The 23,115-nt window shown below is 31.0% G+C and carries 21 protein-coding genes; 14 read left to right on the forward strand and 7 right to left on the reverse strand.

Features of this window, described 5'->3' with window-relative positions; translation table 11 throughout:
- Positions 1-82 precede the first annotated feature (82 nt).
- Positions 83-2,722: a DUF5916 domain-containing protein gene (locus Q0998_RS15075; RefSeq protein ID WP_299671243.1), complete on the reverse strand. Its 2,640-nt coding sequence runs from the start codon at positions 2,720-2,722 to the stop codon at positions 83-85.
- Between the two features lie 405 nt (positions 2,723-3,127).
- Here Q0998_RS15075 and rplM point away from each other — a divergent pair, with 405 nt between their 5' ends.
- The 13 genes from rplM to Q0998_RS15140 all read left to right on the forward strand — a co-directional run bounded on the left by rplM (position 3,128) and on the right by Q0998_RS15140 (position 17,552).
- Positions 3,128-3,583: a 50S ribosomal protein L13 gene (gene rplM / locus Q0998_RS15080; protein ID WP_299671245.1), complete on the forward strand. Its 456-nt coding sequence runs from the start codon at positions 3,128-3,130 to the stop codon at positions 3,581-3,583.
- The gene (gene rpsI / locus Q0998_RS15085) at positions 3,583-3,969 is read left to right on the forward strand and encodes a 30S ribosomal protein S9 (RefSeq protein WP_299671248.1); all 387 of its coding nucleotides are present in this window, start codon (positions 3,583-3,585) and stop codon (positions 3,967-3,969) included. The genes rplM and rpsI overlap by 1 nt, the downstream gene beginning before the upstream one ends.
- Before the next feature lie 185 nt (positions 3,970-4,154).
- Positions 4,155-5,042, forward strand: coding sequence for a 30S ribosomal protein S2 (gene rpsB, locus Q0998_RS15090; protein ID WP_299671251.1), 888 nt, complete (start codon positions 4,155-4,157; stop codon positions 5,040-5,042).
- Between the two features lie 50 nt (positions 5,043-5,092).
- The gene (tsf, locus tag Q0998_RS15095) at positions 5,093-6,058 is read left to right on the forward strand and encodes a translation elongation factor Ts (protein ID WP_299671254.1); all 966 of its coding nucleotides are present in this window, start codon (positions 5,093-5,095) and stop codon (positions 6,056-6,058) included.
- A 159-nt stretch (positions 6,059-6,217) separates the two neighbouring features.
- Positions 6,218-7,258, forward strand: coding sequence for a Fic family protein (locus Q0998_RS15100; RefSeq protein WP_299671256.1), 1,041 nt, complete (start codon positions 6,218-6,220; stop codon positions 7,256-7,258).
- A 287-nt stretch (positions 7,259-7,545) separates the two neighbouring features.
- Entirely contained in the window at positions 7,546-8,394 is an 849-nt protein-coding gene (locus tag Q0998_RS15105) for an AAA family ATPase (RefSeq protein WP_299671292.1), read from the forward strand.
- Positions 8,395-8,802: 408 nt separating this feature from the next.
- Complete coding sequence (gene pyrH / locus Q0998_RS15110) at positions 8,803-9,510, forward strand: UMP kinase (RefSeq protein ID WP_299671258.1); 708 nt, start codon at positions 8,803-8,805, stop codon at positions 9,508-9,510.
- A 128-nt stretch (positions 9,511-9,638) separates the two neighbouring features.
- Positions 9,639-10,193, forward strand: a complete 555-nt coding sequence (gene frr / locus Q0998_RS15115) for a ribosome recycling factor (protein WP_299671261.1) — start codon at positions 9,639-9,641, stop codon at positions 10,191-10,193.
- Positions 10,194-10,293: 100 nt separating this feature from the next.
- Complete coding sequence (locus tag Q0998_RS15120; protein ID WP_299671263.1) at positions 10,294-12,669, forward strand: MMPL family transporter; 2,376 nt, start codon at positions 10,294-10,296, stop codon at positions 12,667-12,669.
- Positions 12,670-12,730: 61 nt separating this feature from the next.
- Positions 12,731-13,894 carry an ATP-binding protein gene (locus Q0998_RS15125; protein ID WP_299671266.1) on the forward strand — a complete coding sequence of 388 codons (1,164 nt, stop codon included), beginning with the start codon at positions 12,731-12,733 and terminating at the stop codon, positions 13,892-13,894.
- A 137-nt stretch (positions 13,895-14,031) separates the two neighbouring features.
- On the forward strand, positions 14,032-15,465 hold the full coding sequence (gene asnS / locus Q0998_RS15130; RefSeq protein ID WP_299671268.1) for an asparagine--tRNA ligase: 1,434 nt from the start codon (positions 14,032-14,034) through the stop codon (positions 15,463-15,465).
- 24 nt (positions 15,466-15,489) lie between these two features.
- A complete protein-coding gene (rpoN, locus tag Q0998_RS15135; RefSeq protein WP_299671270.1) occupies positions 15,490-16,950 on the forward strand; it encodes an RNA polymerase factor sigma-54 in 1,461 nt (486 codons plus the stop codon).
- On the forward strand, positions 16,950-17,552 hold the full coding sequence (locus tag Q0998_RS15140) for a hypothetical protein (protein WP_299671271.1): 603 nt from the start codon (positions 16,950-16,952) through the stop codon (positions 17,550-17,552). Before rpoN ends, Q0998_RS15140 begins: the two co-directional genes overlap by 1 nt.
- On the opposite strand, the gene Q0998_RS15145 is transcribed toward Q0998_RS15140, so the two are convergent.
- From Q0998_RS15145 to Q0998_RS15170, 6 genes are all read right to left on the reverse strand, one after another.
- Positions 17,547-18,224: a porin family protein gene (locus Q0998_RS15145; RefSeq protein ID WP_299671274.1), complete on the reverse strand. Its 678-nt coding sequence runs from the start codon at positions 18,222-18,224 to the stop codon at positions 17,547-17,549. The two genes, Q0998_RS15140 and Q0998_RS15145, sit on opposite strands and share 6 nt — an antisense overlap.
- 118 nt (positions 18,225-18,342) lie before the next feature.
- A complete protein-coding gene (locus Q0998_RS15150; RefSeq protein ID WP_299671277.1) occupies positions 18,343-18,807 on the reverse strand; it encodes a biopolymer transporter ExbD in 465 nt (154 codons plus the stop codon).
- Positions 18,808-18,824: 17 nt separating this feature from the next.
- A complete protein-coding gene (locus Q0998_RS15155; protein WP_299671280.1) occupies positions 18,825-19,451 on the reverse strand; it encodes a biopolymer transporter ExbD in 627 nt (208 codons plus the stop codon).
- Positions 19,452-19,455: 4 nt separating this feature from the next.
- A complete protein-coding gene (locus Q0998_RS15160; RefSeq protein WP_299671282.1) occupies positions 19,456-19,917 on the reverse strand; it encodes a hypothetical protein in 462 nt (153 codons plus the stop codon).
- A gap of 6 nt (positions 19,918-19,923) precedes the next feature.
- A complete protein-coding gene (locus tag Q0998_RS15165; protein WP_299671285.1) occupies positions 19,924-20,646 on the reverse strand; it encodes a MotA/TolQ/ExbB proton channel family protein in 723 nt (240 codons plus the stop codon).
- A 226-nt stretch (positions 20,647-20,872) separates the two neighbouring features.
- Positions 20,873-21,910 (reverse strand): asparaginase, encoded by a 1,038-nt coding sequence (locus Q0998_RS15170; protein WP_299671288.1) that lies wholly within the window; start codon positions 21,908-21,910, stop codon positions 20,873-20,875.
- 94 nt (positions 21,911-22,004) lie between these two features.
- Between Q0998_RS15170 and Q0998_RS15175 the strand changes: the two genes are divergently transcribed.
- Positions 22,005-22,703, forward strand: a complete 699-nt coding sequence (locus Q0998_RS15175) for a zinc metallopeptidase (protein ID WP_299671290.1) — start codon at positions 22,005-22,007, stop codon at positions 22,701-22,703.
- The last annotated feature ends 412 nt before the right edge of the window (positions 22,704-23,115 follow it).

The raw sequence follows: 23,115 nt of genomic DNA on the forward strand, positions 1-23,115 counted from the left end.
TAGTTTTTACAGAAAGGTTAAAAAGCAATGACAAATTTAGAGAAGATTCTAAAGTAAAAACTTCGAAAAGACTTTTTGCAAGTTATCGCACAAATCGATACGTTGCTTTGATTAAAAAAGTGTCTTGGGCAGGAATATCAAAAACCTGATTATTGATGCTTTCTCTTAAAGAATTTTCTGAACTTTGTATTCCTGAAGAACCTCTTGCCCAAACAAAAAACAATTCAGAACCTGGAATATATTCCCATCTTACCACTAAATTGGTTTGCAATTGTACAAAAGAAAAATCGGGTTTTTCGAAAGTATAGTCTGTGTTGCTATTTAAATTTTCATCAATTAAAAAAGCTTCATCACCATTCGCATTTACACCAAAGGAAATCTGATTTTCATTATATACATTTACACGATCGTTGATTGAACTTGCGGTAGGATTGTTTACAAAATTAAAATCAGAATATCTTCCTCTAGAAATAAAGGGTTGTCCGTAAAACTGAACAGAAAAATTAGGGTTCAAACTATAATTTAGCCTTAGCGTTGTAGACCAAGTATCGTTTTTAATATTTCCTAAGATGTATCTTTTTAAGTTTCCAAAATCTGTGGTTGTTACATACTGTGTTTTATCTTCGGTTTTTTCTAATTCATTATCTAAAGACATGCTAAAAGAATCGAAAGGTTGGTAATTCATTCTAAAAACATATCTGTTTCTAGTAAAAACTTCTTCATCGCTTCGAACAGCAACATAACCTAATGTAAAACTAAATTTCTTACTTCTGTCTGAACCGAAAAACCCATACATATAGCGATCATCTGCTGCTCGCCAACGAGGACCACCTCTTAAAAAAGCATTTCTATGAATTTGGCTACTTGCTCCCATTCCTACTTCTGTCCACCAATTATTTTTCCAGTTTACATTTCCTTCCAATTCGTAGCGCACTCTATTTAAGTTTCCACCAAAATCATATCTACTAGATTGTTCTAAGTTTATTCTTATATCTCTATAAATTCCTTTAGGAACTTGCCATAAATATCTTCCTTCTACAAACTGAATCATTTCATCTGTTTGACGTAAAAATCCAACATCATTCAATTCTAATTCTGGAGAACGCCAGACAAAACCACCGTTGTAACGCCAATTTCCACCACCTTGTTTACCTGCTTCTATTCTACCACCTGTTCCTGTTAAAGAAGTTCTTGTTTGGTTAACTGCTACATGACTTGCGTCTGTTCTTTGAAACAATCTTGTGATAGAACGCTGCGTATTTTCTATAGCCTCTTCACTTCCAGAAACACGACTCATAATTGCATTTCCTTCTACATAGAATTCTCTTTTGCGCCAAGTGTGTCTAAAATCGATTCCTCCTGTATATGCTGCTTTGTGTAATTCAGTAAAATTACCATCTAAATTTCTATTGGTAGCTGTAAAAATTCCGCCTAAATAAGAATTTCTTTCATTAAAATCTTTTTGAGCTCTCACCACAAAATAATTGGTTAAAGGTTCTACAATTTCTTCTCTAGTATCTTCATCGGTTTGTTTTATTTCTGCGAATTCGTTGGCAGTAACACTTTCTAAAAGCCCAATAGACCAACCGTTTTTGGTTTTTCCAGAGAATTTTGCAGCACCTAAAATAGTTGAGTTTTGTGGTACCTCTGCAAATTCACCAGTTGCTAAATTTGCATTTCTATGCGGGTTTCTACCAATTCTTCTGCTATAAAAAAGATTATCACTTCCATTGGCAAATTCAAAATCGAAAATATTTTTATTTTCTACAAAAAACGGACGTTGTTCTTGAAAAAATATTTGAAAACCGTCTAATGCAATCGCTCCAGGATCTGCTTCTACTTGTCCGAAATCTGGATTGATCGTTAAGTCTAAAGTTAAATCATTAGTAATCCCAATTTTTGCATCCAGACCTCCATTGATTTTAAAATCGCTTCCATCTCTATATGGGTTTCCAGTTTCTGCTGGATAACTATCATATTGCAATACTGTAAAAGGCTGAATTTCTAATTGTTTTTGTGATTTTAAATTTACCAAACCGTGTAGTTCTCCTGCTTCACTAATAAAACCTGCTTGATCATTGGGAATTCTTTGCCATAAAGAACGTTCTTGCAATCTAAAAATAGTTCTATTGATATTAAAACCCCAAATTTGCTCATTATCATCACCAAAGCGCAATTGACTAAAGGGTATTTTCATTTCTGCGGTCCAACCTTTCTCATCTACATTGGCATTTGTATACCAAATTGGGTTCCAACTTTCATCCCAGTTATTTCCATTTTGGGTTGCTATCTCTTCGCCTTTAACACCAGCAGCTGTGGTAGTAAACACAAAAGCAGTTCTTTTATCGTGATAACTATCTATGATTACATTTACGCGATCACCAGCAAAACCGTCTCTTCTACTTAATCTTTGTTGAATTAAGCCGGGATCCTTATCTAATGCTCTAATTGCAACATATAAGAACTTCGCATCATACATTACCTTAAATTTTGTTTGGTGCGTTGGTGGTGTTCCTTCATCTGGTGTTTTTTCAGTAAAATCTGAGGACCATGGAACAACATCCCAGGCATCTTCAGAAATTAAGCCATCAATTACAGGTGTTTTTACTAATTTTTTTGTGGTGTAAATTCGCTTTAAAACTTTATTTAATTGTGCTTCTTGAGCAGTAATATGAAATGAAAAAAAAGTACTAAAAACTAGTATTGAAAGTATAAATCTCATTGAATTTTGGGTCGTTTATTTTTTTTGAAAACAGCGTCTAAAAATGCGCTGTAGCATTACAACAAAAGTACTTTTCTCTTTTCTTAACTTTATGTTAATTATTCATTCAAAAAAGCATTCTGATAATTTCAAAAAAATAAATCTAAAACACTATTTGTCAATCAAATAAATAGCATTACATTTGCACTCCTTTTTTAAGGAAAATATAAATTATTAATCAATACCACTTAAACTTCAAAATAACTGTAATAAAACGTTCTTTTATTCCTTTCTATTTCAGAATAAAAAAAACCATAGCAAATGCTATGATTGATTTTTCTTCATCATATAAAGAAAAAAATCATCATTTTATTTTACAGCCATTTTCAAAGTATAATTGGTATAACAAAAACTAATCGTGTAATTATGAACACATTAAGTTACAAAACAGTATCAGCAAACAGCGCTACCGTAAACAAGGAGTGGGTTTTGGTTGATGCGGACGGGCAAACGTTGGGTCGTCTATCTTCTATTATAGCAAAGCTAATTAGAGGTAAGTATAAACCAAACTTTACTCCGCACGTAGATTGTGGAGACAACGTGGTTGTTATCAACGCAGAAAAAATTGTTTTATCTGGAAACAAATGGAGAGACAAATCTTACATTCGTCACACAGGGTATCCAGGAGGACAAAGATCGTTAACTGCAACAGAAATGTTTGAGAAAGATCCTACAAGATTAATCGAAAAAGCAGTAAAAGGAATGTTACCTAAAAACACTTTAGGAGCGGCTTTGTACAGAAACTTGTATGTATATGCAGGTACTGAGCACAAACAAGATGGGCAAACGCCTAAAGCTATTAACCTTAACGATTTAATATAATGGATACAGTTCACAAAATAGGTAGAAGAAAAACTGCTGTTGCTCGTATTTATCTTACTGATGGAAAAGGGGACATTACAGTAAACAAAAAAGACTATAAAAGTTATTTTACAACAGGTACTTTACAGTATAAAGTTCAGCAACCATTAATGTTAACAGAAAACTTAGAGTCTTATGACATTAAGGTAAATGTTTATGGTGGTGGTGTAACAGGACAAGCAGAAGCAATTCGTTTAGCAATTACCAGAGCATTGGTATCTATTAACGAAGAGCACAGATTAGTGTTGAAACCAGAAGGATTATTAACGCGTGATCCAAGAATGGTAGAACGTAAGAAATTCGGTCAGAAAAAAGCACGTAAAAAATTCCAATTCTCGAAACGTTAATATATTTTGTTTCTTCTTTCCATGTCTCCTTGAGCGGAGTCGAAAGGTTTATACAAATTTCACATCGAGAACTGTTATTATTACACAAAATTAATAGGAAACAGTTTAGCATCTAAATATATAAGACTCTTATAAAGACTACTTATATATTGATTTCAAAACAGAACGTAAACACATTTAGAAAAATGGCAAATATAAATATTCAAGAATTATTAGATAACGGTGTACATTTCGGACACCTTACTAGAAAATGGAACCCTAACATGGCTCCATATATTTATACAGAACGTAATGGTGTACACATCATCGATTTGTATAAAACGGCTGCAAAAATAGAAGAAACTTCAGAAGCTTTAAAAAAGATTGCGAACTCTGGACGTAAAATTTTATTTGTTGCTACAAAAAAACAAGCAAAAGACATTGTTTCTGAAAAAGCGAAAGCGGTAAGCATGCCTTACATTACAGAAAGATGGCCTGGAGGTATGTTAACCAACTTTGTTACTATTAGAAAAGCTGTTAAGAAAATGGCTCAGATAGATAGAATGAAGACAGATGGTTCTTTTGATGCCTTATCTAAAAGAGAAAAATTACAAATCAATAGACAACGAGAAAAATTAGAAAAGAATTTAGGTTCTATTTCAGACATGACTCGTTTACCTGGTGCGTTATTTATTGTAGATATTAAAAAAGAACACATTGCTGTAGCAGAAGCTCAAAAATTAAATATTCCAATTTTTGCAATGGTAGATACGAATTCAGACCCAAGACAGGTAGATTTCATCATTCCAGCAAATGACGATGCTTCTAAGTCTATAGACAAGGTATTGTCTTTTGTAACCGATGCAATTGCAGAAGGTTTGTCTGATAGAAAATCTGACAAAGCAGACAAGGAAAAAACAAAAGAAGAAAAAGTAGCTAAACAAGAGGCAGCTCCTGCAAAAGAAGAAACTCCTAAAAAGGAAGCAGTGAAAGCTGAAACTCCTAATTTAGAAGAAGCTGTAGTAAATACTACTGAAGGAACTACAACACCGGCAGAGGCTAAAGCAGAAGAAAAAGCTGAAGAAAAAAAATAATTTTAATAATCATTTAGAAACAATTGTTTCTAACAAAAATAGTAGGTGACATGGTAAAAGTAAGTGCTGCTGATGTTAAAAAATTAAGAGAAGCAACTGGTGCTGGTATGATGGACTGTAAAAAGGCATTAGTAGAAGCAGAAGGTAACTTCGAACAAGCAATTGATGTTTTACGTAAAAAAGGTCAAAAAATTGCTGCAAAAAGAGCTGATAGAGAATCTACAGAAGGTGTTGCAGTCACAAAAATTAATGCAGATAAAACTGCAGGTGTTGCTATTGTTTTAGCTTGTGAAACAGATTTTGTTGGTAAAAATGAATCTTTCGTAGCTTTAGGAGGACAATTTGCAGACATCGCTTTAAATTTTGACAGTAAAGAAGCTTTCTTAGCGGCAGATTTTGGAGGAATGACTGTTGCTGATAAACTCGTTGAACAAACGGGTGTAATTGGTGAAAAGTTAGAAATTACAGCTTTTGAAAAAGTGGAAGCTGCGTATGTTGGTGCATATACTCACATAGGTAAAATTGCTGCTTTAGTAGGATTATCTGCCGTTGTAGACAATGCAGAAACTTTAGCGAAAGATTTAGCAATGCAAGTAGCTTCTATGGGAGCCACTACATTATCTTATAAAGATTTTGACCCTGCATTTGTTACTGCGGAAACAGAAGCTAGAATTGCTGTTATTGAAAAAGATAATATCGAGTTAGGGAGATTAGGAAAAACGTTGAAAAATGTTCCTCAATATATTTCTATGTCTCAATTATCTGATGCTATTTTAGCAAAAGCTGAAGAAGCAGCCAAAGCAGAGTTAAAAGCGGAAGGGAAACCAGCACAAATTTGGGATAGAATCTTACCAGGTAAAATGGAACGTTTTATTGCAGATAATACAACTTTAGATATGGAGCAGTGTCTTTTAGACCAGACTTTTATTAAAGATGAAAAGAAGAATGTTGCGCAATATGTAAAAACTTATGGTGATGTTGAAGTAACAACTTTTAAAAGAGTTACTTTAGGATAAAACAATTCTAATTATTATAACTAAAACCTCGATTTCAAATATTTGAAATTGAGGTTTTTTTATTGAAAAAACTTTAAGCTCATTAAATAAAAAATAAAGCTCAAAAAATAGGTTTTACGAGCTTAAAAAGATTAAATTTATCCTCTAATTGAGCTTAAAATGAATAACCAAAGAGAATTAACTATTATTAATATTCTAAAAACTAATAAATCATTATCATCTAAAGAAATATTTGATAACCTTGCATTAGAGATTAGTTATGCTACCCTAAAAAGAATTTTAACAAAGTTACAATTAGAAAATACCATTGCAACTATTGGTAAAGGAAAAGCAACAAAATACAGCATTTCCCCTGCTTATGAATTATTACAACCCATTAATTTAGATGATTACTATAAGAAAGAAATTGATGATAGAGATATTAAAGAAAAATTCAATTTAAAAGTTATTACAGAAACCTTAAATGCACATCCTATTTTTACAAAAATTGAATTAGAAAAATTACAAAACCTTCAAAACATTTACACAAATAATGTAAGGCAACTTTCTGAATCAGAATACAAAAAAGAATTAGATAGATTAGCGATAGACTTAAGCTGGAAATCTTCTCAAATAGAAGGAAACACTTATTCTTTATTAGAAACAGAAAGATTACTAAAAGATAAAGAAACTGCTTCTGGTAAAACGAAAGAAGAAGCTATAATGTTACTAAATCATAAAGATGCGTTAGATTTTATTATAGAAAACCCAGGTTATTTACATCCTCTAGCCGTATCAAAAATTGAGGATATTCATAGCTTACTAATTAAAGAACTTGACGTTCAAAAGAATATAAGAAAAAGAAGAGTGGGTATTTCTGGCACAAATTACCGTCCGCTAGATAATGAGTTTCAAATTTCAGAAGCACTTAAATGTGCTTGTAGCTTAATAAACGCTAAAGAAAATGTCTTTGAAAAAGCACTTTTAACACTTGTATTAATCTCTTACATACAACCTTTTATGGATGGCAATAAACGGACTGCAAGAATAGTGAGTAATGCCATTTTGATGAATAAAAATTATTGCCCATTATCATTTAGAACTGTTGACGCCATTGATTACAAGAAAGCGATGCTTTTATTCTACGAACAAAATAATATTTCTAGTTTTAAAGAAATATTTATAGCCCAATTTGAGTTTGCTGTAAATACTTATTTTTGAAAGATTTCCTTTAGGATAAAACATTATTTTAAAACCTAGTATTTAAGCTGAATTCATTTCAGTAAATCTGTGATGTTTTTTTTATTGAATTTACAATCTAAAATTTTTCATTCAATAAAAAATAGTGCTTTTAGGTATTATTATGACCATAAGTTATAACTTACAGTCATTACAAAGGCTAAAAGTTATGATTAAGCGAATACTTTCACAAACATTATTAGAAAAATTTGGCAAAGGAAAAGCCATTTTATTAAATAGGTCCACGACAAGTTGGTAAAACCACACTTATTTACAATCTTTTAGAAAATCAACAATTTCTTTTTTTAAATGGTGATGATCCTATCGTAAGAACTCTTTTAGAAAATGCCAATACACAACAAATTAATAATATAATTGCAGAGAATAAAATTGTTTTTATTGATGAAGCGCAACGTATCGAAAATATTGGCATCACTTTAAAACTAATTACAGATCAATTTAAAGATTTGCAATTAATAGTAAGTGGTTCTTCGGCATTTGAGCTAAATAATTTAATTAATGAACCTTTAACAGGAAGAAAGTGGGAATATCACTTATACCCTATTTCTTGGGAAGAATTTGAAAACGAATTTGGCTATGTAAAATCTGAACAAGAACTAGAACTTCGCTTACGATTTGGTATGTTCCCAGATGTTATAAATAATAAAGGGGAAGAAAATGAGGTTTTAAATGAACTTGTTACCAGTTATTTATACAAAGATATACTAGCTTTTGGAGGTATTAGAAAACCAGAAATTCTAGAAAAGTTATTAAAAGCATTGGCTTTACAAGTAGGTAGCGAAGTAAATTACAAAGAACTTTCTCGATTAATTGGCGTTAGTAAAAATACTATAAACAGTTATATAGATTTATTAGCAAAAGGCTACGTAATTTTTAAACTGCCTAACTTCAGTAAAAATTTGAGAACCGAAATTAGAACCAACCAAAAAATATATTTTTATGATAATGGGGTTAGGAATGCCATTATTGGCAATTTTAATCCTTTAGATTTAAGAATAGATGTTGGCTTATTATGGGAAAACTTTTTAATATCAGAACGACTTAAAAAAAATGACTATTACAAATTAAAGGCAACTCCTTTTTTTTGGCGAACATAACAACAACAAGAAATAGATTTTATTGAAGAAACTAGCAGTAATTTAAAAGCATTTGAGTTTAAATGGAAAGCAAGCACAAAGATAAAAATTCCTAAAACGTTTACGAATACTTACAATACTGATGTGAAAATTATTGATCAAAATAATTTTAGAGAGTTTGTAAAATAAGTAAAAATACTCGCTCGATTTCTAAATCTTAACGGTAAAAGCTTAGTTATAATAGTAAGTACAAAGATAAGTCCAAAACCTATTAAATTTGGAATTCAAAATGGATTGATAATTTACTAGGTAAGTTCACAAATTTACAAGATTTTTTATTTTATCAAAAAAAGAAAATCAAAAAAAAAACGTAGTTTTGCACAACTTTGTTTCTACAAAAGTGGAAATCTAAAAAATCAAGGAAACCAGATGCAATACAAAAGAATTCTTTTAAAATTAAGCGGAGAAGCTTTAATGGGCGAAAGACAATACGGAATTGATCCAAAACGTTTGGCTGAGTACGCAAAAGAAATAAAAGAAGTCGTAGAAAAAGGGGTAGAAGTTGCTATTGTAATTGGTGGTGGAAATATCTTTAGAGGCGTTGCAGGTGCTGCAAATGGTATGGATCGTGTGCAAGGAGATCATATGGGTATGTTGGCCACTTGTATCAACGGTTTGGCATTGCAGAGCGCCTTAGAAGACGAAGATGTAGATACACGCTTACAAACCGCTTTAGAAATTAAAGAAGTTGCAGAACCTTATATTAAAAGAAAAGCAATTCGCCATTTAGAAAAAGGAAGAGTTGTTATTTTTGGTGCTGGAACAGGAAACCCCTATTTTACAACAGATACCGCAGCCGTGTTAAGAGCTATTGAAGTAAATGCAGATGCTATTTTAAAAGGAACCCGTGTAGACGGAATTTACAATGTAGATCCAGAAAAAGATAAAAATGCTGTAAAGTTTGAAACGATTACTTTTAAAGACGTGATTAAAAAAGGTTTAAAAGTAATGGATATGACGGCATTTACATTGAGTGAAGAAAATAAATTACCAATTATTGTGTTTGATATGAACACAGACGGCAACCTATTAAAATTGGTTTCTGGAGAAAAAATTGGTACTATTGTTGATATTTAATTGCACAAAGTTTCTCTAAAGTATTTACTTTTGAGTTTCTTATAAAAATAAAAATGTCATTCCTGTGAAATTGATACTCAAATTGATTGGGTAACAGGAATCTAAAAATCTTTAAAAATATACTGAAGATGAACGAAGAAATCGAATTCATATTAGACACAGCTAAAGAAGCAATGGACAGTGCCATTACTCATTTAGAAAAAGAATTACGCTCTATTAGAGCTGGTAGAGCAACGCCTGCAATGTTAGGAACCGTAATGGTAGATTATTATGGTTCTCAAACACCATTAAGCCAGGTTGCCAATGTAAATACGCCAGATCCAAGAACGCTAAGCATTCAACCTTGGGAAAAAGGCATGTTGCAAAACATCGAAAAAGCAATTCAAATAGCGAACCTAGGCTTAAACCCCATGAACAATGGTGATTTGATCATGATTAACGTACCACCGTTAACAGAAGAAAGAAGAATTGGTTTGGCAAAACAAGCAAAAGCAGAAGCTGAACATGCTAAAGTTGGAATTAGAAATGCGCGTAAAGATGCAAACAACGAAATCAAAAAAATAGATATTTCTGACGATATGAAAAAAATTGCAGAAGATGACGTTCAAAAACTAACAGACTCTTTTGTAAAAAAAACAGAAGATATTCTTTCTATAAAAGAAAAAGAGATTATGACCGTTTAAATAAAATGGCGAAATTAGAATTGAAAAGGGTGTTTTATAAACACTCTTTTTTTGTTGAAATCACTTCTACAATTTAGCTATCTTTGTAGAAATTTTTTGAATGAATTTCTGGACAAAAGTTGCTGGTATTATTTTAAGAAACCGCTACTTGGTTTTATTAATAATTGCCGTTATTACAGGTTTATTAGCATCGCAGATGAAGTATATGAAATTCTCATATACCGAAGCAAATCTACTTCCAGAAGATCACATTGCGAATGTAGAATACAATAAGTTTTTAGAGATTTTTGGTGAAGAAGGCAATTTAGTAATTCTTGGCGTTAAAGATCCCAGCGTTTTTACACCGCAAAAATTTAACGCTTGGAACAAGTTAGTTGAACAATTTGACGAAAGAGAAGAAATAGATTTTACCATTTCTATAGCCGATGTTCAAAAACTAAAAGCAGATAGAAAAAATAGAAAATTTGTTCTAGAACCCTTATACGAGAAAAACCCTACCACTTCAGAAGAAGTACAAGCCATAAAAAAACAACTTTTTGAAAAGCTTCCTTTTTACGATAATTTATTATTTAACAAAGAAACAGGAACTTTACAAACCGCTATTTACATTAAAAAAGAAATTATAAATACGCCAAAACGTAGAGATTTTATTTTTGATGTTTTAACTCCTGCTATAAAAAAATTCGAAGAAGAAAACAACTTAGATGTTCGTGTTTCTGGAATGCCCTATATTAGGACTTTAAATGCACAAAATATTCAAGATGAAATTCTACTCTTTGTAGTTGGTGCCTTAGGAATTACCGCACTTATTTTCTTCTTCTTTTTCCGTTCTTTTAGAGCCACTTTTATTACCCTTTTAGTAGTAATGATTGGTGTTGTTTGGGCCTTTGGGTTTATTGGTTTGTTCCGCTATGAAATTACAGTTCTATCTGCTTTAATACCACCTTTAATTATTGTAATTGGTGTCCCAAATGCGGTTTTCTTGATTAATAAATATCAACAAGAAATAAAAAAACATGGGCAACAAGCCAAAGCGCTACAACGAGTTATTTCTAAAATTGGAAACGCCACTTTAATGACCAACATTACAACCGCATCTGGTTTTGCAACCTTTGTTTTTGTAAAAAGCGATTTATTACGTGAATTCGGAATTTTAGCTTCTGTAAACATCATCAGTATTTTTATTTTGGCATTGTTAATCGTTCCGATTATTTATAGTTTTATGCCACTTCCAAAGAAAAAGCATTTGAGTCATCTTGAAAAAAGATGGATCGAAAATGTAGTAGATTGGATGGAAAAAATGGTCAGAAACCAAAGAATTACTATTTATTTTGCAACCGTTTTAGTCATTGTTTTAAGCATCATTGGCGTTTATAAAATAAAAGTTTCTGGGAGTTTAATCGAAGACATGCCCAAACAAATGGATTTCTATAAAGACATTAAATTCTTTGAAAGAGAGTTTGGTGGTATTATGCCTTTAGAAATTTTAATTGACACAAAAAAAGACAAAGGTGTTATGAAGCTTTCCACTTTAAAAAAGATGGAAAAGTTAAATGAAGCCATAGAAACTTTTCCTGAATTATCGAAACCAATTTCGGTTGTAAATCTTGTTAAATACTCGAAACAAGCTTATTATAAGGGGAATCCTAAATACTATCAATTACCCACAAATCAAGAACAAGGCTATATTTTTTCCTATACTAAAAATTCAAATAATGATGCTGGCATGCTAAAAACCTTTGTAGATGCTACAGGACGTTATGCAAGAATTACCACATTTATGAAAGATATTGGTACCGATAAAATGGATATCATTCAAGAACGATTAAAAGCCGTAATTGCGAAAGAATTTCCTTCAGATACATATAATGTTTCTCTAACTGGAAAAGCATTGGTTTTTATAAAAGGAACCAATTATTTGATTAATAATTTAGTCATTTCTTTGTCTTTAGCTATTTTCTTAATTGCCATATTTATGGCATGGATGTTTAGATCGCCACAAATGATTCTAATTTCTTTGGTTCCGAATATGCTTCCGTTATTAATCACTGCAGGTTTGATGGGCTTTTTAAATATTCCTATAAAACCATCCACAATATTGGTGTTTAGTATCGCCTTTGGTATTTCAGTAGATGATACCATTCACTTTTTAGCAAAATACAGACAGGAATTAATTGCGAATAAATGGAAAATAAAACCCTCTGTTTATGCAGCTTTAAGAGAAACGGGCGTAAGTATGTTTTATACTTCTATTGTTTTATTCTTCGGGTTTTTAGTATTTACGCTTTCTAGTTTTGGAGGTACCATTGCATTGGGTGGCTTAGTGTCTGTAACCTTATTACTAGCAATGGTTTCTAACTTATTATTATTGCCTTCGCTCTTATTAACCTTTGAGAAAAAGATAGCCAATAAAAAAGTATTTAAAGAACCAGCGATGAAAATTTTTCCGCCTAAAGAAGATGATTTAGAAAAATAAATATTGGACATTTCCGCACTTTAATTGCGGAAATGTCCAATATTTAAAGTATTTTTGAGATATGATTCAAAGAGAAATAACTAAAACATTGCTTGAGGTGAGTAATTATTATTCTGTAATAACTGTTACTGGACCTAGACAATCAGGAAAAACAACCTTAATAAAAAGTGTTTTTAATCAATTACCCTATTTTTTATTAGAAAATCCAGAAACTAGAAAAAGAGTATTTGATGATCCAAAAGGCTTTTTAGAAAATTTACCTAAAGGAGCAATATTAGATGAAGCTCAAAATGTACCTGAACTATTTTCATACATACAAGGTATTGTTGACGATAATAGAGATATTCTTTTTGTACTTTCCGGATCTCAAAATTTTTTATTATTAGATAAAATAAAACAGACTTTAGCGGGAAGAACAGCTATTATAAAATTATTACCTTTTTCAAATCAAGAATTAAAAAATACTAATTATTGGCAAAATAAACCTTTAGAATTTGTTTATAAAGGAATGTATCCGAGTATTTACGATAGAAATATTCCGCCAAAAATATTTTATGGAAACTACATACAAACATATATAGAAAGGGATGTAGGTTCTATTAGAAATATTGGAAATCTTACAAGTTTCACTAATTTTTTGAGTTTATGTGCAGGTAGAGTTGGGCAAATTTTAAATTTAGATTCCTTAGCCTCAGATGCAGGAATAGCTCCAAATACAGCAAGAGATTGGTTGTCAATTCTAGAAGCAACTTATATTGTTCATCTCTTAAAACCTCATTATAAAAATTTTAATAAACGGTTGATAAAACGTCCCAAATTATATTTTTATGATACAGGTTTGGCGTGTAATTTATTGCAAATTAAAAGTATAGCAGAATTACAAGTTCATTTTGCAAAAGGAAATTTATTTGAGAATTATATTATAAATGAACTCCTGAAAAATAAATTAAACAAAGGTCAAATGTCAAATTTATATTTTTGGAGAGATAAACACGGTAAAGAAATAGATTGTGTTGTAGAAAAAGCAAATTCAATGATTCCTATCGAAATAAAATCGAGTGTAACCTATCAAAAAGAGCATTTTAAAAACATGACTTATTGGAATAAGCTGGCAGACAATCCCAAAGAAAATGGATATTTGGTTTATGCTGGTACAAATGATGATGTTTTACCTTATGGGAATTTAATAAGCTGGAAGAATTTGGATGCAATTGATTTGAACTAATTTTTTATCTAAGAATTTTTAAATACAAACTCAGATTGCTGTATATAATTTTATAAAATACAGAACAAATTATAGCAAAAAAAGTATCTTTACTCTTTTAAAAAAGACGATTTTCGAATACAATATATTTAATAATGATGGTGAAAAGTAACGTAGCAGAAATCTTAAAATCAGGTACCGTTTTACAAGAAATAATCCTAAAAGGCTGGGTTAGAACCTTTAGAAGTAATCGTTTTGTTGCTTTAAATGACGGTTCTACAATTAACAACATACAATGTGTGATCGATTTTGAAAACACATCAGAAGATACTTTAAAAAGAATTACTACAGGAGCAGCAATTGCTGTAAAAGGAATTTTAGCGGAAAGCCAAGGAAAAGGACAGTCTGTAGAAGTTCAGGTTTCTGAAATAGAAATTTTGGGGGATTCTAATCCAGATGAATATCCTATTCAACCCAAAAAACACAGTTTTGAATTTTTAAGAGAAAATGCACACTTACGTGTAAGAACAAATACATTTAGTGCGGTTATGAGAGTGCGTTCTAAGCTTTCTTTTGCGGTACATAAATACTTTCAAGACAATGGTTTTAATTATGTGAATACGCCAATTGTTACAGGTTCAGATGCAGAAGGTGCTGGTGAAATGTTTCGAGTTACTTCTTTTGAAGATAATAAAGCGCCAGTAACAGAAGATGGTAAAATAGATTATGCGAAAGATTTCTTCGGAAAAGAAACCAACTTAACCGTTTCTGGTCAATTAGAGGCAGAAGCCTATGCAATGGCTTTAGGAAAAGTTTATACTTTTGGGCCGACATTTAGAGCAGAAAATTCAAATACAACACGTCACTTAGCAGAATTCTGGATGATAGAGCCCGAAGTTGCTTTTATGGATTTAGATGGCAATATGGATTTGGCAGAAGATTTTATAAAAGCTGTTTTAAGTTATGTGCTAGAAAACTGTAAAGAAGATTTAGCCTTTTTAGACCAACGTTTTACACAAGAAGAAAAAACAAAACCACAATTACAAAGAAGTGAAATGAGTTTGTTAGAAAAACTCAAATTTGTGGCTGAAAATAATTTTAAAAGAGTTTCTTATACAGAAGCAATAGACATTCTTAGAAACTCTAAACCTAATAAAAAGAAGAAATTTCAATATCCTATTCATGAATGGGGCGCAGATTTACAATCTGAACACGAACGTTTTTTGGTTGAAAAACATTTCAAATGTCCCGTAATTTTGTTCGATTATCCAGCAGATATTAAAGCATTTTACATGCGTTTAAATGAAGATGGAAAAACCGTAAGAGCCATGGATGTTTTATTTCCTGGAATTGGAGAAATGGTAGGTGGCGCGCAACGTGAAGAGCGTTATGACGTTTTAATTGAAAAAATGAAAGCCATGAATATTGATAAAAAAGAACTTTGGTGGTATTTAGATTTACGTAAATTTGGTACAGCTGTGCATTCTGGTTTTGGTTTAGGTTTTGAAAGATTGGTACAATTTACAACAGGTATGGGAAATATTAGAGACGTAATTCCGTTTCCAAGAACACCACAAAACGCAGAATTTTAATCAGATTTTTGTATCTTTAAAAATATGCTAAAACAAAGTTTACATTACAAGCTCTTACAAAAATTATCTCCTCAACAAATTCAGTTGATGAAGTTGATTCAATTGCCTACGCAAGCTTTTGAAGAGCGTTTAAAACAAGAGATTGAAGAAAACCCAGCTTTAGATACCGGAAAAGACGATTCTGAATCTATAGATGATGATTTATCGAATGAGTTTGATGATGAAACAGGAAATGAAAAAATTGAAGCTGAAGACATCAATATAGACGAATATTTAAGTGATGATGAGGTACCAAGCTACAAAACGCAAGCAAACAATTATTCTGCAGACGACGAAGAAAAAAATGTACCCTATGCCGCAGGAACAAGTTTTCATCAATCTTTAAAAAACCAACTAAATACATTTCGTTTAGACGAAGAAGAAAGCGCAATTGCAGAGTTCTTAGTGGGAAGTATAGACGATAGCGGCTATATAAGAAGAGATATTATCGACTTAGTAGACGACTTGGCTTTTACAGCTAATGTATTTACAACAGAAGAAAAAGTAATCGCTGTACTTAAAAAAGTGGTACATACTTTAGATCCTTTAGGTGTTGGAGCCAGAGATTTAAAAGAATGTTTAATCATTCAATTAAAATCGAAAGAAAAAACAAAATACAGAAGTTTATCTATAGATATTTTAGAAGGTGCTTTTGATCATTTTGTAAAAAAACACTACAAAAAACTTCAGGAAAAATTTAATATTTCTGAAGATGAGTTGAAAGAAGTAAACAAAGAAATTTCTAAATTAAATCCTAAACCAGGGAGTTCTTATGCGGGGAATAATAAAATTGCAGAACAAATTGTACCCGATTTTTCAATAAAAATTATTGATGGCGAATTAGATTTGACATTAAACTCTAGAAATGCACCTGAATTGCATATTTCTAGAGAATATAATAACATGCTAAAAGGATATCAAGAATCGAATGTGAAAACAAAATCTCAGAAAGATGCTGTATTTTTTATCAAGCAAAAGCTAGATGCTGCAAAATGGTTTATAGATGCCATTAGACAACGCCAGCAAACGCTTTTAGTAACCATGAATACCATTATGCATTATCAATATGATTATTTTTTATCTGGTGATGAGCGCAAGTTAAAACCCATGATCTTAAAAGACATTGCAGATCAAATTAACATGGATGTTTCTACAGTTTCTAGAGTTGCCAATAGTAAATTTGTATCTACACCTTATGGTACCAAATTAATCAAAGAGTTCTTTTCTGAATCTATGAAAAATGATCAAGGTGAAGATGTTTCAACCAAAGAAATTAAGAAAATTTTAGAAACCGTTATTATTGAAGAAAATAAAAAGAAACCGCTTACCGATGAAAAATTAGCGGCAATTTTAAAGGAAAAAGGATATCCAATTGCTAGAAGAACTATTGCAAAGTATAGAGAACAATTAGACTTACCAGTGGCAAGATTAAGAAAAGAAATTTAGTGAATCAATTTTATAAAACCATATCTGTAGTTCTACATCCTATTGTTATTCCTACTATTGGTGTTATCTTATATTTCTTATTACTCCCAAACAATTATGCAAGCAAACAAAAATTAACTTTAATAAGTCTGGTTTTTGTAACGACTTATTTAATTCCGTTATTGATTTTAATCTTGTTTAAGAAATTAAAACTGATTAAAAATTTTTACGCGGAAACCATTAAAGAAAGAAAAATACCAATTGCAATTATGATTGTATTGTTCTATCTCTTGGGCAACACTTTAGCAAATATTAATGAAATTAAAGATATTGGCTTGTTATTTTATGCTACTTGTTTAGGGCTTGTTTTTGTCTATTTGTTATTTATTTTCAAGATAAAAACAAGTATTCATCTGCTTTCTTTAGGAATCTCTACCGGTTTTTATTTGGTATTAGGTCATAAATATTCACATCCATTTATTGCTGTAGTTGTTATTACTATCTTATTAGCTGGTGTTTTAGCAAATGCAAGATTGCATTTAAAAGCGCACACTTCAATAGAGGTATATTTAGGTTATTTTTTAGGATTTCTTTCTCCTTTTTTTGTGTACTATTTTCTATAAGAAATAGAAAATCAAGCCGAATTTTAAAATTTTAGTCTCTACAGCTTCTCCATTCATGGTTCCATTTTTAAATATTGGAGACAATCCGTAGAAAATATTTATATTAAATTCATCATATCCTGCAGAAAGCGTTAAACCATATTGCAGTTTATTATAATCTGTAACATTTGAATACTTAAATACGGTTGCATCAGCATCTACATATTGAAAGGTATTCTTTAAGTTGTAAATAAATTTTACTCCTGAATAGACACGCCAAAAATTATATTCTTTTGCGGTAGATGTTCTCCATCTGAACTCTAGAGGAAATTCTAAATTGTAGGCTTTAAAAACGTTTTCTGAGATAGCATTGCCGTTGCTAAACACAGTGTTATTATTAATTTCATCTACTTTTAATTCGTGATTAAAATAATCATACCCAATTCCAACTCCGGCAGCTAAGGAAATTGTACCCTGTCTATTTAAAATAATGTCTTTTATAAATCCGCCAGATAAAGCATATGAAAAATTACTTTTTTTTATCGAAGAAGGCTGATTATCAAATTGGCTGAAAGAAACAGACAGGTATATTTGATCGTCTGCATATCTATCGCCAATTTTCAAAGAGTCTTTCTGTGAAAAAACAACCAAAGAAATCATCAAAAAAAACCATGAAATAAATTTATTTCTCATACTATTAATAACGGGATATAAAGATACAATATTTCATTCTTTACAAATCTAATATTTAGAGCAAAAAAAAAGGATAATTCATAATGAATTATCCTTTATAAATTAATACTATTAAAAATTAATTTCCGTCACCTTTTGAAGCAGAGTAACTAATTTTAAGAGCATTTACATCTCTTAATTTTAACCTAATATCTGTAATGGTACCTACATTAGATTCAATATCTGCTTTTATAGAGGTTGTCATAAAAGGTACTTCCGCCTCAGACACTTTAGATCTCTCATTAATAATAAAAGCCGGCACATCATCTGCCGTTGCAATCTTATCATTTAATTGAATTCTATTGTAGCTGTCTCCGTACTTTATATCTTTTGCTTTCCCAACATATATAGTACTCACCAAGCTTTTGTGTTCTAATTTTTTAACTTCCGTTGCAGAAGGCAATCTAGGATTTTCTACCTGCAATTCAGTTTCTCTCATGGTTGTTGTAACCATAAAGAAAAATAACAACATAAAAACGATGTCTGGTAAAGAAGCAGTATTTACAGCTGGCATTCCTTTTTTCTTTTTTCTAAATTTAGACATATTGTTGTTTTTTTAAATTAATTAGAAGACGTTGGTTCTGCATCAGAAATAATCTGAGGATAGGCAGTTTTTATATCTTCCACTTTTTTCTTTAAAGCTTCGTTATTCCTATCATCTTTATAAGCTTCTTCTAACTTATCAAAAGACATTCCGTAACGTTCTTGAGAAAGTCTGTTACGCAATACAGTATACGCTCTTAACAATTCATTTTGAACTTTTAAATACGTACCATATTCTGTTCCTCTATCACTTTGTACAGAAATAATTGCTTTGTTAGGATGATCTGAAGAACTCTCACTTCGCTCACCTTTACAATAGGTACAAGGTCCCGTTTTAACACCTTCTTCAATTTTACCTTCTCCTCCACCGTTATCTATAAATGCGATTGCAGCATCTTTTAGATCTTCAATCTCCATTCTTTCGCCTTCAACTTGCAACTCATTTCTAAAGTTTAAGTTTACCTCAAAAATATTTTTTTCTTTGATAATTGGTGGAACGTAATCTTCAGGTGGTTTCTCTGATAACTTTTTAGAAATACCCGAATCTACATTCATCGTGGTAGTTACTAAAAAGAAAATTAATAGCAAGAAGGCAATATCTGCCATAGAACCTGCATTAATTTCTGGATTCTCTCTTCTTGCCATAGTTTTATGATTTTACTAATCCTTTTAATAAATCGTATACAAAAAATAAGGAAGCTATGGCACCGAGTATAAGACTGTACCAAATTCCTGTCCCTACCCATTTATTGATAGTAGAGCCTGCATCACCACCTTCTAATACAACACCTTGTGTATCTACAACTGCATTTGTATCAGCCATAAAATAAGCAATGATTAAAATTACTCCTAAAACACCAAGACCTAATAAAGTCTTTTTAAGATCCTGAGGATTTCTAATCAAACTCCACAATGATAATACAACAGTAATTGCAACTGCTGCGTAAAACAAAAATGTAGAGTAATAAATTATTGGACTAATTACTTTATTCTGAAGTGCTGTATCAGTTTCAATTGCCTCTGCATCTTCCATAAAAATTCTTATGAAAAGGAATGCACCAATTAAAGCGATGACAGCAATTAAAATACTTAAAATTTTATTGCTTTTCATCTTTTTTTATTTTTTATACTTTACTAATAAATCAATCAATTGAATAGAAGCTTCTTCCATACTATTTACAATACTATCGATTTTAGAAACGATATAATTATAAAAAATCTGTAAGATAATTGCTACAATTAAACCAAATACCGTTGTTAATAAGGCTACTTTAATACCTACTGCTACAACTCCTGGAGAAATATCATTTGCCACAGCAATTGCATCAAATGCTCCAATCATACCAATTACCGTACCCATGAAACCAAGCATTGGTGCCAAAGCAATAAATAAAGATAACCAAGATACATTCTTCTCTAAAAGTCCCATTTGAACTCCTCCATAAGAAACTACTGCTTTTTCTGCAGCTTCTACACCTTCGTCTATTCTATCTAAACCTTGATAAAAAATTGATGCAACAGGTCCTTTAGAGTTTCTACAAACTTCTTTTGCAGCTTCTATACCACCAGAACTTAAAGCATCATCTACATTTGCTACTAATTTCTTAGTATTTGTAGTGGCCATGTTTAAATAAATAATTCTTTCAATTGCAATGGCTAAACCTAATATTAAGGCTACCAATACAATTCCCATAAATTCTGGGCCACCTTCAATAAAACGTTGTTTTAATTCTTGGTGAAAAGTTTTTGATTCTTCAGCTGCTTCTTGTGCGAAAGTTGATTGAATAGCTCCAAAAAACATTAATCCTGTTACAGATAGGACATTTACTACTTTTTTCATCTTTGTTATAATTAGTTTTTAATAGTTAATGGGTTAAAGATATAAATTTTCATCTCAAATAAACAAAATGTTTACCATTTTATTGAAATATAAAATTCCCTCCCAATTTTATCTTTTTTAAAATAGAGTGGCAAGAAACAAAAAAATTACTGCCCCTCAAAAAAATTACCTCTATTTCCCGTAAAAATAATGTTTTTTTTAATAGTTCTGTAATTTTAATAAAAAACTATTTTATTGTAATTTCTCCTCGTAAAGATTTTTGAAAGTAATTTTTAAAATGATCAACAGACAAATCTTCACTTAGCAAATACATTAATTTAGCCACAGCAGATTCTGTAGTAATATCTTCACCTCCAATAACACCAACTTCTTTTAAACCAACACTCGTATCATAATGCCCCAAAATAACACTTCCTCCAGAGCACTGTGTTACATTTATAATTTTTATTCCTTTTTGTATTGCGTCATCTATAAGGTTTAAAAACCAAGCTTCATTTGGTGCATTTCCAGAACCATAAGTTTCTAAAACAATTCCTTTTAAGTTTTCAATACCTAAAATGGCTTTTACCACAGTAGCAGTAATTCCTGGAAATAATTTTAACACTAAAATGTCTGTCACTAGTTTTTTGCGAATTATTAATTTCTTGTTTCTATTTTTAGTTTTATACAATAAAGCTTCATTAAAATTTAAATGAACACCACTTTCTGCCAATGCCGGATAATTCATAGATGCAAAAGCTTCAAAATGTTCTGCACTAATTTTTGTAGTTCTGTTCGCTCTGTATAATTTATACTCAAAATACAAACAAACTTCAGAAATAACTGGTCTTTGATCTTTTCTAGCGGAAGCAATTTCTATAGAAGTAATTAGATTTTCTTTAGCGTCTGTTCTTATATGACCTATCGGTAGCTGAGAACCCGTAAAAATAATGGGTTTCTGTAAATTCTCTATCATAAAACTGATTGCAGAAGACGTATAAGACATCGTATCTGAACCTGTTAACACCACAAAACCATCAAATTGAGTATAATTCTTTTCTATAATTTCAACAATATCTACATAGTATTTAGTATCCATATTAGACGAGTCTATTGGCACATCAAATGAAACACTTGTTATCTCACAATTTAGCTGCTCTAATTCTGGTATTTTCTCTAATATTCTACTAAAATCAAATGCCTTCAAAGCATTTGTTTTATAATCTTTAACCATACCAATAGTACCACCAGTATAGATTATTAAGATTGTTGGTTTGTTTGCCATTTTGTCATTTTTTTTTCCATTTTACAAAACGGAATACTTTATGTTGTAAATTTATCAAACAAAAATGAAATAGAATTTTAAAACATTAAAAATTATGATCGGATTTTATATTTTAATTGGTGTCATCTCTTTGGTGAGTATGCTAGTTAGTAGTAAATTAAAAAGTAAATTTAAAAAATACGCTAAAGTTGAACTTAGAAACGGAATGAGTGGAGCTGAAATTGCAGAAAAAATGTTGGCTGATAATGGTATTTTTGATGTAAAAGTAATCTCTACACCAGGAATGCTAACAGATCATTACAACCCTAAAAATAAAACAGTGAATCTTAGTGAAGGGGTTTACAACCAAAGAAATGCCGCAGCCGCAGCTGTTGCCGCCCATGAATGCGGACATGCAGTACAGCATGCAACGGCCTATAGTTATTTAACAATGCGTTCTAAATTAGTACCTGTGGTGAGTGTTACTTCTAAATTTTCTCAATGGCTAGTTATTGGAGGTTTAATTTTAGGAGCTGCTTCTGGCGCCTCCGGAATTGGCTTTTACATTGCGGTTGCAGGATTAATTTTTATGGGACTTGCAACACTTTTTAGCTTTATAACCTTACCTGTAGAATATGATGCCAGTAATAGAGCTTTGGCTTGGTTAAAAAATAAAAATATGGTTTCTCAACAAGAATTAGCAGGTGCAACAGATGCATTAAAATGGGCTGCAAGAACTTACTTAGTGGCTGCTTTAGGTTCTCTAGCAATGTTATTGTATTGGGGAATGAAAATTTTAGGTAGCAGAGACTAGTGCCTTAGGCACTTTTTGTATCTCACTCTTATGAAATAAAAAATTAGAAATACTCTTGATACATTCGGGAGTATTTTTTTTGATACAACTTTTTCCAAACTAAAAGCGTCTCGTTTTTATAGAAAAAGAATCGCTTCAAAGGAAATTTATCCCAGTTCGACAGATTTTGATTTTTCTACAGTCACAAAATAGGAGTTTTTATAGTGTTCTAAAAAAATAATCTTTAGCTTTTTTTAAATAATATTTTTCATCAAATTGGAAGTAAAGAAAAATAACGAAGAATTTTACTAACACAGCAGGTTTTAATAAGTAGTTGGAGAATTAATTTGAATTATTTTGTCATCCTATGTTTGCAAAAGGATATGGATTAAAGTATTTATATTAGATAGATATTAATAAAAAGGAGAAAGAG

The sequence above is a fragment of the uncultured Polaribacter sp. genome (assembly GCF_947501385.1).
Taxonomy (GTDB): domain Bacteria; phylum Bacteroidota; class Bacteroidia; order Flavobacteriales; family Flavobacteriaceae; genus Polaribacter.